Source organism: Janthinobacterium sp. LM6, from assembly GCF_002002885.1.
Taxonomy (GTDB): domain Bacteria; phylum Pseudomonadota; class Gammaproteobacteria; order Burkholderiales; family Burkholderiaceae_D; genus Janthinobacterium; species Janthinobacterium kumbetense.
Window position 1 is genome coordinate 3,348,666 of the sequence record NZ_CP019510.1, and the last position, 15,773, is coordinate 3,364,438.

Annotated in this window: 16 protein-coding genes; 8 read left to right on the forward strand and 8 right to left on the reverse strand. The window is 67.9% G+C overall.

The window, feature by feature from the left end; genetic code table 11:
- The first annotated feature begins 45 nt into the window (after nucleotides 1–45).
- The 5 genes from BZG29_RS14740 (at nucleotide 46) to BZG29_RS14760 (ending at nucleotide 3,830) form a co-directional block, all read left to right on the forward strand.
- Nucleotides 46–519, forward strand: coding sequence for a hypothetical protein (locus BZG29_RS14740; protein WP_150130918.1), 474 nt, complete (start codon nucleotides 46–48; stop codon nucleotides 517–519).
- A gap of 130 nt (nucleotides 520–649) precedes the next feature.
- Nucleotides 650–1,879, forward strand: a complete 1,230-nt coding sequence (gene purT / locus BZG29_RS14745) for a formate-dependent phosphoribosylglycinamide formyltransferase (RefSeq protein ID WP_077404128.1) — start codon at nucleotides 650–652, stop codon at nucleotides 1,877–1,879.
- 43 nt (nucleotides 1,880–1,922) lie between these two features.
- A complete protein-coding gene (locus BZG29_RS14750) occupies nucleotides 1,923–2,630 on the forward strand; it encodes a DUF6058 family natural product biosynthesis protein (protein ID WP_077404131.1) in 708 nt (235 codons plus the stop codon).
- Nucleotides 2,627–3,076 carry a DUF6678 family protein gene (locus BZG29_RS14755; protein WP_077404134.1) on the forward strand — a complete coding sequence of 150 codons (450 nt, stop codon included), beginning with the start codon at nucleotides 2,627–2,629 and terminating at the stop codon, nucleotides 3,074–3,076. The genes BZG29_RS14750 and BZG29_RS14755 overlap by 4 nt, the downstream gene beginning before the upstream one ends.
- A 16-nt stretch (nucleotides 3,077–3,092) precedes the next feature.
- Nucleotides 3,093–3,830: a hypothetical protein gene (locus BZG29_RS14760; protein WP_077404137.1), complete on the forward strand. Its 738-nt coding sequence runs from the start codon at nucleotides 3,093–3,095 to the stop codon at nucleotides 3,828–3,830.
- On the opposite strand, the gene BZG29_RS14765 is transcribed toward BZG29_RS14760, so the two are convergent.
- The 6 genes from BZG29_RS14765 to BZG29_RS14790 all read right to left on the reverse strand — a co-directional run bounded on the left by BZG29_RS14765 (nucleotide 3,817) and on the right by BZG29_RS14790 (nucleotide 8,548).
- On the reverse strand, nucleotides 3,817–4,515 hold the full coding sequence (locus tag BZG29_RS14765; protein ID WP_077404140.1) for a tetratricopeptide repeat protein: 699 nt from the start codon (nucleotides 4,513–4,515) through the stop codon (nucleotides 3,817–3,819). The two genes, BZG29_RS14760 and BZG29_RS14765, sit on opposite strands and share 14 nt — an antisense overlap.
- The gene (locus BZG29_RS14770; protein WP_077404143.1) at nucleotides 4,512–5,753 is read right to left on the reverse strand and encodes a glycosyltransferase; all 1,242 of its coding nucleotides are present in this window, start codon (nucleotides 5,751–5,753) and stop codon (nucleotides 4,512–4,514) included. The genes BZG29_RS14765 and BZG29_RS14770 overlap by 4 nt, the downstream gene beginning before the upstream one ends.
- A gap of 68 nt (nucleotides 5,754–5,821) precedes the next feature.
- Nucleotides 5,822–6,715, reverse strand: coding sequence for a hydrolase 1, exosortase A system-associated (locus BZG29_RS14775; RefSeq protein ID WP_077404146.1), 894 nt, complete (start codon nucleotides 6,713–6,715; stop codon nucleotides 5,822–5,824).
- Complete coding sequence (locus BZG29_RS14780) at nucleotides 6,712–7,572, reverse strand: hydrolase 2, exosortase A system-associated (RefSeq protein ID WP_077404149.1); 861 nt, start codon at nucleotides 7,570–7,572, stop codon at nucleotides 6,712–6,714. Before BZG29_RS14780 ends, BZG29_RS14775 begins: the two co-directional genes overlap by 4 nt.
- A complete protein-coding gene (locus BZG29_RS14785) occupies nucleotides 7,569–7,814 on the reverse strand; it encodes an acyl carrier protein (protein ID WP_077404152.1) in 246 nt (81 codons plus the stop codon). The genes BZG29_RS14780 and BZG29_RS14785 overlap by 4 nt, the downstream gene beginning before the upstream one ends.
- Complete coding sequence (locus tag BZG29_RS14790; protein WP_077404155.1) at nucleotides 7,793–8,548, reverse strand: GNAT family N-acetyltransferase; 756 nt, start codon at nucleotides 8,546–8,548, stop codon at nucleotides 7,793–7,795. The genes BZG29_RS14785 and BZG29_RS14790 overlap by 22 nt, the downstream gene beginning before the upstream one ends.
- A gap of 186 nt (nucleotides 8,549–8,734) precedes the next feature.
- Here BZG29_RS14790 and BZG29_RS14795 point away from each other — a divergent pair, with 186 nt between their 5' ends.
- Genes BZG29_RS14795 through BZG29_RS14805 form a run of 3 tightly spaced genes read left to right on the forward strand, consistent with a single transcriptional unit; the run spans nucleotide 8,735 to nucleotide 13,577 of the window.
- On the forward strand, nucleotides 8,735–10,345 hold the full coding sequence (locus BZG29_RS14795) for an acyl-CoA ligase (AMP-forming), exosortase A system-associated (protein ID WP_077404158.1): 1,611 nt from the start codon (nucleotides 8,735–8,737) through the stop codon (nucleotides 10,343–10,345).
- Entirely contained in the window at nucleotides 10,342–11,598 is a 1,257-nt protein-coding gene (locus BZG29_RS14800; protein WP_077404162.1) for a pyridoxal-dependent decarboxylase, exosortase A system-associated, read from the forward strand. Before BZG29_RS14795 ends, BZG29_RS14800 begins: the two co-directional genes overlap by 4 nt.
- Nucleotides 11,595–13,577, forward strand: coding sequence for an asparagine synthase-related protein (locus BZG29_RS14805; protein WP_077404165.1), 1,983 nt, complete (start codon nucleotides 11,595–11,597; stop codon nucleotides 13,575–13,577). Before BZG29_RS14800 ends, BZG29_RS14805 begins: the two co-directional genes overlap by 4 nt.
- Here the strand turns inward: BZG29_RS14805 and BZG29_RS14810 are convergent.
- Complete coding sequence (locus BZG29_RS14810) at nucleotides 13,486–14,421, reverse strand: polysaccharide deacetylase family protein (protein WP_077404168.1); 936 nt, start codon at nucleotides 14,419–14,421, stop codon at nucleotides 13,486–13,488. The two genes, BZG29_RS14805 and BZG29_RS14810, sit on opposite strands and share 92 nt — an antisense overlap.
- Entirely contained in the window at nucleotides 14,418–15,704 is a 1,287-nt protein-coding gene (locus BZG29_RS14815) for a putative O-glycosylation ligase, exosortase A system-associated (protein WP_077404171.1), read from the reverse strand. Before BZG29_RS14815 ends, BZG29_RS14810 begins: the two co-directional genes overlap by 4 nt.
- Between the last annotated feature and the right edge of the window lie 69 nt (nucleotides 15,705–15,773).

Here is a 15,773-nt window from a genome sequence, read left to right on the forward strand (position 1 = left end):
CGAATAGCCTTTGTTGCTCAGTACGATCAAGATCGGAGTCGCCTCATGAATAAAATATGCGGACTGGTATTGCTGTTGATGTCACTTCTTTTTATACCTGTGCAAGCCGCACCGGATACGAGCGCCTATCAGAATTACCGAGACACCACCTACGACATTCAACGTGCCTACCTGCAGCGTATCGCCCAGCATCAGGCAAAAATGATGAACGATATGGAGCAAAAACTGACGCAACAGCAATGGCAAACCAACGCCATATCAATTATGGTTTTTATCATGGTGGGATTTGGCCTCGTACTGAGTGCCTTGCAGTTTTATGTGGATTTTCGGCGAGGCGGCAGTTCCAGCATCAGCATCAAGTTTGGCGGCGGCTCGTTCGACTTGCGCAGTACCGTGATTGGCATTGGTATTTTGGCACTGAGTTTCTGGTTCTTTCAAACGTATGTCGAGAAGGTTTACGAGGTCAAGGTAATGACTGTGTCGCCTATCGATGTCACTACGTTTGGCGTGAATCGCTAGCCATGCCAGCAGACAGCTCCATCCGCCGGCATCGCGACTCTGCATGCCGACAATAGTGCGCACCCTGTCCAAGATGGCCGGCATTTGCTATAGTTCCGGCCATCTTTCCATTGCCAGATTGACCCTGCCCATGACTATCAGCACCAGCAACACCATCGTGCCCCGCACTTTCGGCACGCCCCTGTCTTCCACCGCCATCAAGGTCATGCTGCTCGGTTCCGGTGAGCTGGGCAAGGAAGTGATCATCGCGCTGCAGCGCCTGGGCGTGGAAGTGATCGCCGTCGACCGCTACCCGAACGCGCCGGGCCACCCTGTGGCGCACCGCTCGCATGTGATCGACATGAGCGACGGCGTGGCGCTGGCCGCCCTGATCGCCCTGGAAAAGCCGGATCTGATCGTGCCGGAAATCGAAGCCATCGCCACGGACACCCTGGCGGCGCTGGAAGCGGCCGGGCAAATCACGTGCATTCCGAACGCGCGCGCGGCCGTGCTGACGATGAACCGCGAAGGCATCCGCACCCTGGCCGCCGAAACCCTGGGCGTGGCGACGTCGCCGTACCGCTTCGCCAGCAGCCTGCAGGAGTTGCAGGATGCCTGCCGGGAGATCGGCTTCCCGTGCGTGGTCAAACCCGTCATGTCGTCGTCGGGCAAGGGCCAGTCCAAGCTCGATAGCGCCGCCGAGGTGGACGCGGCGTGGGCGTATGCGGCCAGCGGCAGCCGGGTCGATACGGGCCGGGTCATCGTCGAAGGCTTCATCGACTTCGATTATGAAATCACCCTGCTGACGGTGCGCGCCGTCGGTGCCTCGGGCCAGATCGAGACGCAGTTCTGCGAGCCGATCGGCCACTTGCAGGTGCACGGCGACTACGTGGAATCGTGGCAGCCGGCCCGCATGGCGCCGCTGGCCCTTGAGCGTTCGCGCGACATCGCCCGCAAGGTGACGGACAACCTGGGCGGCCTGGGCCTGTTCGGCGTGGAGCTGTTCGTCAAGGACGACATGGTGTGGTTCTCGGAAGTGAGCCCCCGCCCGCACGACACGGGCATGGTCACCATGGCCAGCCAGGTGCAGAGCGAATTCGAGCTGCACGCGAAAGCCATCCTCGGCTTGCCCGTCAACGTGGCGCTGCGCTCGCCCGGCGCCTCGGCCGTCATCTACGGCCAGCTGGAAGCGAAAGGCATCGCCTTCGAAGGCGTGGCCGATGCCCTGGGCGTGCCGGGCGCCGACTTGCGCCTGTTCGGCAAGCCTGAATCGTTCGCCCGCCGCCGCATGGGCGTGGCGCTGGCCACGGCCGACGATATCGACACGGCCCGCGCGCGCGCTGTGCTGGCCGCGTCCAAAGTGAAACCGGTGGCGAAGTAAGCCTGTTTACGGATACAACAGTCATCAACATGGAAGCCGGGGCATGACGGAACTCGATACTTATCTCGCGCAGCACTATCTGGACGAGACGCAGCTGGCGGCAGCCGCCGCCATGGGCATGGACGAAATCGATGCCCTGATCCGGGCTGGCCTGGTTCCGGCGCCTGCATACGTGGTCGATGACGGCGGCAATCTGTGTTCCTTCGTCTTTGGCGCCATGGCGGCGCCCGGTTCCAGGACCGGCCGCTATTTTCCGCCGTCCCAGCTGGGGTGGATCGCCATTGCGCGCCACGCCCTCACCGAGGGGGCGGAAACGGCGCAAGCGCGCCTGAAGGCGCAATTTACGTCGCGCTATGCGGCCGCGCTTGCGACCCTGAACCTGACGACCTGGCGCCTGCGCGACAGTTTCGACGACAGGGGCGCCCCGATCGCGGACGGTTTACTGGCCCGTACCGACAGCGCCTGGACATATTTTTTGAACGGCACGTTTTCCCTGTGCGTGGCCAATTCCATGTCGGAAGCCCACATCGCCTGGAAAGAGGTGCTGCAGGAAAAGCTCGCGCAGCAAAGCGGGAACGGCAGCAAGACGCTGCTGCCGCAGCAGCAGGCGCAGGAAATGCATGCGCTGATCGATGCCTATGCCGCGGCGGCCATGCCTTTTTCTCCCGTCGAATACGCCTTGAGCAGCCGCAAGCGCCTGGTCGAGGATTTGCGGGCCAACATGCGCGTGGCCGTAACGGACCCCGCATGACTGCCTCAGCGACGCAGCACAGCCTGCCGCTGGCCGACGCCGGCGGCGACGACATCAAGCGCAAGCTGCGCGGCCACATCGCGCGGCGCAACCTGGCCGGCGCCGCCAACGACTGCAAGTGGAACGAACTGCTGGCCTTCATGCGCGGGCGCACCGACTGGGCGCCGTCGTACCGCTATGGTTCCGTGTCCGGCTACGTCTCGCGCTGGGACACGGAATGGGATTACCACCCGCCGTTCCCCTTCCTGGGCGTGGAATGGTTCGACATCAGCCTGTATTCGGAAGAACACGTGGCCATGCTGCTGCCGAAGAAAATCATCGACCACGGCGTGTGGATCGTGCCGGAACTGGCACGCATCGGCTTCGATTTCGAGGTGCGCGACCGGGTGGCGCGCATCTGGGGCTATCTGCCCCGTTCTTACCATGACTTCCCGCCTGCCGACTAATTCGACGAGTATTGATATGCCTGATAACGACATTCCCCAAGTACCGCAACCTGACGACGCCGTCGTCGGCAAGGAAGCGGGCGCGCAGATGCTGGCCACGGCCTGCGCCGCGCGCGACGCCTTCTATGCCACCCTGGGTAGCGTCGACGCCGACGTGCTGGCGCCGCTGGTCAACCCGGCCTTCATGGGAGGCCCGCGCTGGCCGTCGCTGCGCCAGGCGTGGCGCGTGATCCGCCGCGCCGATTCCATCCTCATCGCCAGCGACGGCTTGAGCGATCCCTTCGAGGATGACGACGACGTGTTCGTCCCGCGCGGCCACCTGCTGGAAGTGTGCATCGAAGCGCCGCTGTCCGCCTTCGACGAGCAGGACGTGGCGCAATCCTGGCTCTTCGACGTGATTTACCAGGTCAGCCAGAACGTGGCCGACCACGGTTCCATCGATTTGCTGCTGCAGCGCCACGGCAGCGTGTCGATGGTGCTGGACGTGCAGCAGGCGCCGGCAGGACTGGAAGACGAAAACGAACAGGTGGGCGTGCTGCTGGCCCAGGGCGCGGCCACGCTTCCACCAGCGTTCGCCACGCCGTATGGCGAAGTGCTGCTGCTCGCCGTCACCGTGCTGCAGCCGGCGGAACTGGCGCATATCGGCAATGCCGCCGACAAGGCGCAGTCGCGGCGCGACCTGGCCGCCGCGCTGGCCGCCTCGCCGACGGGCCACCTGAGCGTGGCCCGGCGGCCCGCCGTCATTCCCCGCTAGGCTGTTCGACCGGCGGCACGGCCGGTTCTGTCGCTTTCTGCGGTGCTTCCTTGGCCTCCAGCACGGCCGGCGGCGGTTCTTTCCACTTGCCCGCCGCCTTCAGCTTGTTCTTCAGGCCCGGCAAGGGAAAGCCCAGCGCGTAGGCTTTTTGCGCGTGCGCGCTGGCCTTGTCGTATTCCTTCTTTTTCACGTACATCAAGCCCAGGTTGTACTGGATGGTGGCCTGGTCGGGCGCCAGGCGGCTGGCAGAGTCCAGCTGTTCCAGCGCCGCCGCGTCCTGGCCCGTGGCCAGCAGGTAATTGCCGTACACCATGCGCGCCGTCACGTCGTGCGGCGCGAAGGCGATCGCCCGTTCGAAGTAGCAGTTGACCGTGTAGCGGGCGCCATGCGGCTGCGCGCTTTTCAGGCGCAAGCCGAGTTTTGCCATCGACGCCAGCGCCCGGTGGTGGTTCGGGAAGTGCTCCAGCGTGTAGCTGATGTCGCCGCCCAGGCTGCCCGTCATGCCTTGCGTGAGCGTTTCCACGGCGCGCGAAAAATGGAATTGTTCGACCACGGACAGGTCCTTGCGGTCTTCCGCGCTCGTGTAGTCGCCGCCCGTGGTGCCCTTGACGTAGGGCGGGCACGCGGCGGCGCCGGCATGGGCGCAGCAGGCGGCGAGGGTGCAGGCAAGCAGGCGATGCTTCATGTCGGGCTCCTGTGACTGACCTGGTCCAGCAAGGCGGCCAGGGCGTTGCTGCGGGCTTGCCGCGATTGCAGGGCGATGGCGGCGGGGCTGGCCAGCGGCGCCTGGCCCTGGCGCGCCAGTTCCAGGAAGCGCAGCAGCGCGCGCGCGCAATCGCCGCTGGAGGCCAGCTGGCCGATGGTGTCGATGCCGCAGTGGCGCAGCTTGGCCGCGCTGTCGCCCGCCGGGTCGGTCAGCGCGAGGATGGGCCGGCGGCAGCGCAGGTATTCATACAGCTTGGCGGGAATCTGCCCGTTGCAATTGGCCGCCTGCAGCAGCAGCAAGCCGTCCGCTGCCTGCATTTCCTGCAGCGCCGCGCCGTGCGGCTGCAAGGGTTCCAGGCGCACCAGGTCGAGGATGCCGTATTTCACCAGCAGGCCCGCCAGCCACGCATCGTGGCCCGTGGCGCGCAGCACCAGCTGGAAATTGCGCGCGTGGAGCACGCCGTCGCGGCGCAGCCGGGCCAGGGCCTCGAACAGCGCTTGCGGATCGCGCTCGGACGGGTAGATCACGCCGCTGTGCAGCAGCAGGAAGCGGTCGCGCCGGCCCGTCCGTTCATGGGTGTCCGCATAGCCGTCTTCATCGTAACCGTTCTCGATCAGGTGGAAACGCTCGCGCGCCACCTGCGCCAGGCGCCGCCGGTGCGCCGCGACGGCGCCCGGCGTGGTGCAGACGATGGCCGCGCTGCGCGCCGCGATGCGCTGTTCGATCCACGCATGCATGCGGTGCAGGCGCGGCTCGGACGGATACGGCGCCTGCGGGTCGCTGTCATCGAGCATCGGGTCGCGCTGGTCGGCGATCCACGGCAGGCCGCTGAGTTTTTGCAGGGTCAGCGCGATCAAATGCGCCGTGGCGATCGGGTACGTCGACCAGATGGCGTCGGGACGGTAGGCGCGGATCATGCGCAGGCCGGCCGGCACGGCGCTCAGCCACCAGGAACTCCAGCGGTCGGGCAGCGCCAGGCAGCGCGGATAGCGCCCGCCGACGGCGAAATGGCGCGCCGCGTCCAGCGCCAGGGTGCGCCGCACGGTGGCTTGCGCACCGGCCTGCGCCAGCTGCGTATCGCCCCGCTGCGCATACGCGCTGGCGCTGGGGCTGAGCACGAGCGGCTGCCAGCCGCAGTCGGGCAAATGGCGCGCAAAGCCCAGGGTGCGCAGGATGCCGCTGCCGCCGGCCAGGGGCGGAAAATGGTAGGCGACCATCAGCACCCGTTTTGGTCGGGCCGCGTTCGGTCGGGCTGCGTTCGGTCGGGCCGCGCTCGGCGAGGTCTTTACCATGACTGCAGCCACCGCGCGCACAGCTGTTCGACCGCGCCGCGCCAGGCGGCGCTGGCAAACGTGTGGTTGGCGCCGTCGACCCGCGCCTGCGTCCATTGCGCGCGGGCGGCCACGGCGCGCCAGGCAGGATCGCCATCGAGCAGCGCCTGCCATTCGCGCGCGCCCAGGTCGTCGCCGCTGAGGATCAGCAAGACCTTGCCCTGGAATTGCGCCAGCGCCCGCAGCAGGGCCGGCGCGGGCGCGTCGTCTTCCTGCTTTGTCTGCGCCTGCCCCCGCGTGGCGGCCGCCACCTGGCGCAGCGACGCCAGGCTGGCGCCCAGCCGCAGTCCGCCTTTGGCCAGCTTGCGCCAGAAATCGCCTTGCAGCAGGCGCCCCAAGTAATAATGGCGCAAGGTGGCGCGCGCCAGGCCGGCGCTGCTGCGCACCCACGGGTTGAGCAGCACCAGCGCTTTGACGCGCGCGTCGCGCGGCGCATGGCAGGCGGCGGCCGTGGCGCCGTCGCACAAGCCCCACAGCGCCACTTCGCGCAAGGAGGGCACGGCGTCGAAGAATTGCGCCAGCGCCCCTGCGATGTCGGGACCGGCGGCGCGGTAGTCGCGCGCGCCGCCCTCGCTGTCGCCCATGCCGCGCAAATCGAAGCGCAGCACGGGCCAGCCTTGCGCGGCCAGCGCGCGCGCCAGCAGGACGAACTGGCGGTGGCTGCCGATTCTGTACTGAGGCCCGCCCGTGACGATCAGCACGCCGCGCGGGCCAGGCGCGTCGGGCAGGCTGAGGATGCCGGCCAGGCGCGCCTGCGCTTCCTCGTCTTCGGCTGCGCTGCGAAAGCGCAGGGCCAGCTCGCGCACGGCGTGCGCCGCGGGGTGCTGCCGGCTGTCGTCGCGCTTCATGGCGGGGGCCTTTCCTCGTCGAGCCAGTCGCGGCACAATTCCCGCGTGGCGTACAGCAGCTGCGGACACGCGAGCAGCTCGCCGCTGTGCCAGAACGGACCGTCATCGAAGCTGGCCACGTGCACGGCGGCGCCGCGTTCGCGCCATTGCCGCGCCAGCAGCGGCGGCGACCAGGCACCGGCCTGGTCCGCCGCGCGGTAGTCGAGCCAATAGACGGGCACGGAAGGCTGCAGCGTCGACGCGTTGACACCATCGATGGCGTGCGCCAGTTCGGGCGCCAGCAGGTAGCCGGCCACTTCCACAGTTTCACTTTCCGCCAGGGCGGCGCGCGCCTGGCCGGGCGCTTCCTGCGAGGCCCCGGCCAGCATGTGGCTCGCCAGGCGCAGGCGCAGGAAGCGGTCGATGCTGCGCCGCCCGTCGAGTTCCGGTTGCCACAGCAGCAAGCGCGCCAGGGGCAGCGGCGCGCGGCTGGCGAAATCGAGGGCCAGCAGGGCACCCAGGCGCAAGCCCCACACGCTCAACGGGCCGTCGACGCGCTGCGCCAGCCACGCGCAAGCCAGGTGCAGGTCGTTGTGCCAGATGTCCCAGCGCGCTTCGCCAAAGTCGCCGCTGCTGTCGCCGCAGCCGAACAGGTCGATCTGCAGCACGCTGTAGCCGGCCGCGGCAAAGGCGCGCGCCTGCGCGGCGGCCACGTGGCGGCTCTTGTTCAGCTCTTCGGCGAAGGGATGCACGTAGATAATGCCGCCGCGCGCGGCCTGGCCCGGCGGCGGCAGGTGCAACAGGCAGTAGCGCTGGCCGCCGCTGGCGGGCAGGAAGAAGGGCAGCAGCGGCAGGGCGTCGAAGGCGGCGCGGTTCATGCTCGCAGCTTTGCAAACACGAAATCGTGCAGGGTGCCGACGGTGGCGAAGTGGCGCGCATGGATGTCGTCGTCGGCGACCACGATGCCGAAATGGTCTTCCAGCGCGGCGATCACGCCGATCACGGCCATCGAGTCGAGTTCCGGCACGCTGCCCAGCAGCGGCGTGTGGGCTTCCAGCGCGCGCCCGTTCAAGCCCAGCGTCGTGTCGAGGATGTGCTTTACTGCTTCAAGATGCGGCATGTCAGCTCCAGGGAAGGGTAGTGCGGCAGGGAAGACGTATCGAAGGCCAGGCAGGGGATGTCGTCGGGACGGCGCGACAGGTGCAGATACGGCGGCAGGCTGGCGGCCATCGCTTGCCAGCGCCCGCAGCGAATGAAGGTGGCCGTGCCCAGCGCGTGCGTGCCCAGGCGCGCATGGGCGCCCAGCGAGGCGCGGTTGAAGCGCGAGATGCGGCTGCACGTCCAGCGCACGCCCTGCGCGTGCAGCACGGCGTTGGCTTCTTCCCACAGGCGCGCGAAGACGAGGCTGCCGCGCCGTTCGGGATGCACCCACACGTCCAGGTCCCACGACGACTGATTTGAGGCCAGCGCATAGCGGGCGCGCACCTCGTCTTCCTGGCAGCCGTGGCGCAGCAGCCAGATCCAGCCCAGCATGCCCGACGCGTCGCGCGCCACCAGGCATTGCGCGCCTTGCCGGTAGCGTTCGCGCAGGGCGCCGGGCCGGCGTGCGGGACCGGGCGGCAAGTCCGCTTCCGCCAGGCAAGGCGTCACCTTGATCGACTGGCCGCGCCCGCGGCACAGCGAACCGGGCGCCACGGCCTGCGCGACGAATTGATAACGATATAGCGCGCAGCGACCGCCCGGCACGCTTTCCAGCAGGCGCGCCACGGCCAGCCAGGCGCTGTCGCGCCAGCCCAGCTGATCGAGGCTGGCGGCAAGGCGTTGCAGCAGGGGAAATCGTGGGGACAGGGCCATGGCGGTAACGGATGGGGCGGCTATGCAGCCAACGCTGTCCATTAGAGCGCAGCGGCCAGCGGCGGTCTTGCGCCGGCTCAAGCTGTGTTGCTGAAACTGTTAATTGATCAAAATCAAGACCGCTGTGGCCGTTTGTCTGAATCATAGGGGAATGCATGGCAATCATGGCAACCCGGGGATGAAACGATGGCGACACTGATACACGATCTGATCTTTGAAACGGCGCAGCGCGCGCCGCAGGCGCCGGCCCTGTCGTGGCAGGGCGAGGAAATGCACTATGCCGCGCTGGCGCAATCCGTGCGCGAGGCGGCCTGCACGCTGCTGGCCCTGGGCTTGCAGCGTGGCGCGCGCGTGGCCGTGTACCTGGAAAAACGCCCGGAAAACGTCAGCGCCATGTTCGGTGCGGCGGCGGCCGGCGGCGTGTTCGTGCCCGTCAATCCGCTGCTCAAGCCGGAGCAGGTGGCGTACATCCTGGCCGATTGCAACGTGGACATCCTCGTCACCTCGCGCGAACGCCTGGCGCAGCTGGGCCCGGCGCTGGCCGCCTGCCCGGACTTGCGCACGGTGCTGCTGACGGGCGAAGCGCTGCCCGAATCGCGCCTGGGCAAGGTGCGCGTGCTGGCGTGGACCGCCGTGCCCGCCAACGTGCCCGCCGGCGCTGCGCCCGCGCCCAGGCCGCACGCGGTGATCGACGCGGACATGGCCGCCATTCTATATACCTCGGGCAGCACGGGGCGGCCGAAAGGCGTGGTGCTGTCGCACCGCAACATGCTGGCGGGCTCGCTCAGCGTGTCGGGCTATCTGCGCAACACGCCGGACGACCGGATTTTGTGCGTCCTGCCGCTCAGTTTTGATTACGGCCTGAGCCAGCTGACGACGGCGTTTGCCAGCGGCGCCTGCGCCGTGCTGATGAATTATCTGCTGCTGCGCGATATCGTCGAAGCCGTCGAGCAGGAAGCCATCACGGGACTGGCCGCCGTGCCGCCCCTGTGGGTGCAGCTGTCGCAGCTGAGCTGGCCCTTGTCCACGCCCTTGCGCTACATCACCAATTCGGGCGGCGTGATGCAGCGCTCCACGCTCGACCGGCTGCGCCAGTCGCTGCCGCGCGTGCAGGTGTACCTGATGTATGGCTTGACGGAAGCGTTCCGCTCGACCTACCTGGCGCCGGAACAGCTGGAGCGGCGCCCCGATTCCATCGGGCAAGCGATCCCCAACGCGGAAGTGCTGGTGCTGCGCCCGGACGGCAGCGTATGCGGCACGGACGAACCGGGCGAACTCGTGCACCGTGGCGCGCTGGTGGCGCTCGGCTACTGGAACGATGCGGCGCGCACGGCCGAGCGCTTCAAGCCGCTGCCGCCCCAGGCGAGCGGCCTGGTGTTGCCGGAACTGGCCGTCTGGTCGGGCGACACGGTGCGCCGCGATGCGGACGGCTACCTGTATTTCGTGGGCCGCAGCGACGACATGATCAAGACGTCCGGCTACCGGGTCAGCCCGGCCGAGATCGAGGAAGTCGTGTATGCGAGCGGGCTGGTGGGCGAGGCGGCCGCGCTGGGCTTGCCCCATGCCGTGCTGGGCCAGGCCATCGCCTTGCTCGTCACGCCCGCGCCGGGCGTGGAATTGCTGCGCGACAGCGTGCTGGCCGCCTGCCGCGCGCGCCTGCCCAGCTATATGGTGCCGCTGTGGGTAGACATCCGCGACGGCGTGTTGCCGCGCAATCCGAACGGCAAGATCGACCGCCCCTTGCTGGCCCGGGAACTGGCGCATGCGTATGCGGTCCAATCAGGAGATGCGGCATGAAGGACTTGATACGCTCGAACAATACGGAATTGCCGTCGCACGCACCGCTGTGCCAGTTCGCAGTGGAAAACGACATGCTGCAGCTGGGTGGTGTTTCCCTGCGCCGGCTGGCCCAGCGGGTGGGCAGCACGCCGTTCTACGCTTATGAGCGGGCGCACATCGCGCGGCGCGTGGCGGATTTGCGCGCCGCCTTGCCTGCCGGCGTGCACGTGCATTACGCCATGAAGGCCAACCCCATGCCGGCCGTGGTGCAGTGGCTGGCGGGCCTGGTCGACGGCATCGACGTGGCGTCCGGCGGCGAACTGGCCACCGCGCTCGATACGCCCATGCCGGCCGAACGCATCAGTTTTGCGGGGCCGGGCAAGAGCGACGCAGAACTGGCGCGGGCCGTGGCCGCTGGCGTGCTGGTCAACGTGGAATCGGGCGCCCAGCTGGAACGCCTGGCGCTGGCCAGCGAACGGCTGGGCCTGACGGCCAGGGTGGCCGTGCGCGTGAATCCCGATTTCGCCTTGCGCCGCACGGGCATGCGCATGGGCGGCGGGGCGCAGCCGTTCGGCGTCGACGCGGCCCTGGTGCCGGCGCTGCTGGGCCGCATCGGCCAGCTGGGACTGGATTTTCATGGCTTCCACCTGTATGCGGGTTCGCAAAGCCTGTCGGCGCCAGCCTTGGCCGAAGCACAGGCGCTCAGCGTGCAACTGGCCCTGCAACTGGCCGACAGCGCGCCGTCGCCCTTGCGCACCCTGAATATCGGCGGCGGCTTCGGCGTGCCGTATTTTCCCGGCGACCAGGCGCTCGGCCTGGCACCCGTGGCCGAAGGCTTGCAGCGGCAGCTCGCCATCCTGGACCAGGCGGCGCCCGGCGCGCGCCTGAACCTGGAACTGGGCCGCTATCTGGTGGCCGAGGCGGGGGTGTATGTGTGCAAGGTGCTTGAACGCAAGGTGTCGCATGGACAGGTATTTCTCGTGACGGATGGCGGCTTGCACCATCACCTGGCCGCTTCCGGCAACTTTGGCCAGCTGATCCGCAAGAATTATCCGGTCGCCATCGGCAACCGGCTGCTGGGCGGGCCGCGCGAAGTGGCCTCCGTCGTGGGGCCGCTGTGCACGCCGCTGGACTTGCTGGCCGATCAAATGGAGATGGCGCGCGCCGAGGAAGGCGACCTGGTGGTGGTGTTCCAGTCGGGTGCGTACGGCTTGACGGCCAGCCCGACGGCGTTTCTCGGCCATCCGCTGCCGGCCGAGGTGCTCGTATGAGCGGCCTGTGCGGTTGGCTGGCAGCGCCTGGCGGGGGGGCGCACGGCGCTGCCGGCCTTGCCGCCGCGCAAGGCGGCACGGCGTCCGATGGCGCCGCGCCCAGCGCGCCCACCGCGCTGGCAAGCATGGCGGCGCCCCTGTCGCGTTTCGATGGCGCGCCGCTGGCCAGCAGCTTGAGCGAAGTGGGCGGCGTGGCCGTGGCCGCCATCGACGGCAGTCGCCATGTGTATCAGCAAGATGGCTTGCAAGTGGCCCTGTGGGGCCGGCCCGAGCTCGACGGCTCGGCCGACGACGTGGCGTACCGCCTCGCTTCCCTGTGGCTGAGCCGGGGCGTGGCCGCCTGCGCCAGCCTGTCCGGGCCCTTCGCGCTGGCCATCCTCGACGCCTTTTCCGGCTCGGCCCTGCTGGCCGTGGACCGCGCCGGCATGCATCCGCTCAGCTATGCGGGCAATGCGCAAGGCCTGTTCTTTGCCTCTTCGGCGGACGCCTTGCTGGCCCATCCGTCCGTGCGGGGCGCGCTCGATCCGCAGGCACTGTATAACTATTTATACTTCCACATGGTGCCCGGCCCGGCCACGGCTTACCTGGGCCAGCAGCGCCTGCTGCCCGGCGAATACCTGCATATGCGGGGCGGCAAGCAATGCAAGGGCAGCTATTGGCAGCTGGCCTTCCAGGAGCCGGCGGCGCGCACGCGCACGCGGGCCACCTTTGCCAGCAACAAGCAGGAATTCCTGCGCCTGCTGCGACTGGCCGTGGAAAGCAGCCTGGGCGCGGATGGGGCGGACACGGGGGCGTTTCTCAGCGGCGGCACGGACAGTTCCACCCTGGCTGCCATCATGGGGCAAGTGACCGGCCGGCCCGCGCGCACGTATTCCATCGGCTTCGACTTTCCCGGCTATGACGAAATGGCGTATGCGCGCCTGGCCGCCAGCCATGCGGGCAGCCTGCACCACGAACGCTATGTGACGCCAGGCGACGTGCTGGCCGCCATCCCCGCCATGGCGGCCATTTTCGACCAGCCGTTCGGCAATGCCTCGGCCATTCCCGCTTACTATTGCGCGCAGATGGCGCGCGAGGATGGCGTGACGCGCTTGCTGGGCGGCGACGGCGGCGACGAACTGTTTGGCGGCAATGAACGTTATGCGCACCAGGCCTTGCTGTCGCAGTACGAGCGCTTGCCCGTCATCTTGCGCCAGGCCATCATCGAACCGCTGCTGTTCCGTGAACAGAAGGGAAAGCCTTGGCGCCTGGGCGACAAGGCGCGCCGCTACATCGAGCAAGCCAGCCTGCCGCTGCCGGCCCGCCTCGACAGCTATAACTTGCTGCTGCGCCATGGCTACCGCACGGTGCTGGAAGCGGGCTTTATCGACACCATCGACCCCGGCATGGCGCCTGGCTGCGTGAATGGCGCGTATTGGGAGCGGCAAGGCCAGGGCTTGAGCCAGATCAATGAACTGCTGGCCCTGGACATGCGCTTTACCCTGGCCGACAACGACTTGTTCAAAGTGCGCAAGGCGTGCGAGCTGGCCGGCGTGGAAGCGGCGTTTCCCTTCCTGCACGATGCGATGGTGGCGTTTGCCGCGCGCCTGGCGCCGCGGGACAAGCTCGACGGACAAAACTTGCGGCCGTTCTTCAAGCGGGCGCTGGCCGAGATCTTACCGCCGGCCATCGTGCGCAAGAAAAAGCACGGTTTCGGCCTGCCTTTCGGCCAGTGGCTGCACAGCCACGTGCCGCTGCGCGAGTTTGCCTTCGACAACCTGACCCAGCTGCGCGGGCGCGGCATCGTGCGGCCGGCCTTCATCGACGATCTGCAAGGGCGCTTGCTGGCGGAACACCCGGCCTATCACGGCACCATGGTGTGGCTGCTGCTGATGCTGGAACAGTGGCTCAGCCAGCATCCGGGCGCGCTGGGTGCGCTTGCCGGCGGTTTTGCCGCATGCGCCACAGAAACGCCAGCCGTCCTCGATCCCACGGCGTAAAGCGCGGCAGCTGCAGCAGGTCGAGATCCGCGCCGGGGCGCGCCACGCCCCAGTCCGTCGCGACGGCCGCCTGGAAACCGAGGCGCTTGACCATCGCCACGTGCGGCGCGCCATAATCGCGCCCGGCCTTGCCGTTCGGATAGGCAAACAGGGTGACGGGCGCCTGGACCAGGCTTTCCAGCTGCCGCTTGCCATTCGCGATGTCCAGCTGCGCGGCCCGCTCCGCCAGGGTCGATAGAATCGGATGGCTGGCCGTGTGCCCGCCCAGCGTCATGCCGGCCCCGTGCAGCTGGCGCAGTTGCGCCGTGCTCAGCATGGCTGGCGCGCTTGCCCGGGCGCCCGCCTGGCGGCGGATCTGCATGGCCAGCCGCTGGCGCTGCGCGAAGGGCAGGTATTTGAGCCGGCCCAGCAAGGTGGCGATGGCCGCCTGCCGCTGCGCCAGGGTGGCGACAGGGAAGGTGCCCAATTCCTGTGCGCGCAAGTCCAGCACGGCGCCTGGCGCCTGGCGCACGGCGTCGATCACCGTGTCGTTCCACATCTGTCCCCCGTCCAGGTAGCCCGTGGCGATAAAGAACGTGGCATGCAAGCCGTGGCGCAGCAGCAGCGGCAGGGCGACTTGCGCATTGTCCGCATAGCCGTCGTCGAAGGTGATGCAGGCGGCGCGCGGCGGCAGGCTGCCGTCCTGCAGGCGCCGCACGGCATCGCCCAGCGGCAGCGGCGTATAGAATCGCTTTAACAGGCGCAACTGGCGCTGGAACAGGGCCGCATCGACTTCGCCGGGAAACAGCGGGTCGGGCCGCGCCAGCACGCGGTGGTAGATCAGGATGGACAAGGCGGCCGTCATGGCTGCTCCGCGACGGCCGTGCGGGGCTTGGCCTGGCGCGAGGTCGGGGCCGGCGCCTGCTGTTCGACGACGATGCGCGTGGCGATCAGGGCGGCCATCAGGTAGTACGGCATGTCGAAATACAGCAGGCTGAGGAAGGCGCCGCCCACGGCAAAGCCGATCAGGCTGGCCTGGCTCATGGTGGCCAGGCCGTGCGCCCAGCGCAGGTCCGGCTTGCCCCGCGTGCGGCGGATGATGGCCGCCGCCGTGCGCCAGGTGGCGATGCCCAGCGCCAGATAAATGAGCAAGCCGATAAAGCCGTGTTCGCCCAGCGCCTGGAAGTAGATGCTGTGCGCCGCGTGCACATCCATGGGGTTCGGCGCATAGCGGGCGAAGACGGCGGCGTCGGAGACGTCGAAGCCGCCGCCGGAAAAGCGGTCGCGCGCCAGGTTCCAGGCCATGCGCCACGCATTCAGGCGGCCCATGGCGGATTCGTCGTCCTGGTAGGTATTGATGGTGTCCATGCGTTCGGCCCAGCGTTCGGGCATGAAGGCCAGCAACAGCGGCGTGACCGCGGCGAGCAGCGCGCCCAGCACCAGCTTGCGGTCGCTTTTCAGCCACATGAACAGGCCCATGGCGGCGATGGCCAGCAAGCCGCCGCGCGAATACGAGCCCAGCGCGGCCAGGGCCGACAGCAGCATGGCCCCGGACAAGCCGTGGCGCAGCCAGCGCCGGTCCGTGTTTTGCTGCAGATAATACATGAGGGGAATGGTGATGATCAGGGCCAGGGCCAGCGCGTTGTTATCGCCGATAAACGTGTCTTCCGGCCCCCACACCCTTTCCGTGCCGCCGCTGCGGATGGTGAAGATGCCGCCTTTCACGCCGTAGTAGCCGATCGAGCCCACCAGCACCCAGACCAGGCGCACGATATCGCGCCGCGAGCGTATCACCATCATCACGACAAAGCTCATCAGCATGATCTTCATGACCTTGTTCCACTGCACCCACGACGACTGGGGCAGCAGGGCGAACGGCGCCGTCACGTTCATCCACGCGACGAACAGCAGCAGCAGCACGCTGACGGGGGTCAGCGGCAAGTTCTTCGGTTCGCGCGTCATTAGCAGGCCCAGCAGGGTGGCGATGGCGATGATGAAGGCGAACGGCATGTGGGTGGCGAAACCCCAGCCCTGCGTGTGCGGGTTCATGACGCTGACCCAGACCCACATCAGGCCGCCGATGGCCGGCGCCTTCAGGATGAAGGGCAGCGAACCCAGGATGATGACGGTGATCAATATGTCGCGCATGAAGGGGGATGCTCCTGGTGTTGCCCGGGTTGCCAAGGTCTTGATGCCTGTCAACGGGCTGGCGGGCAG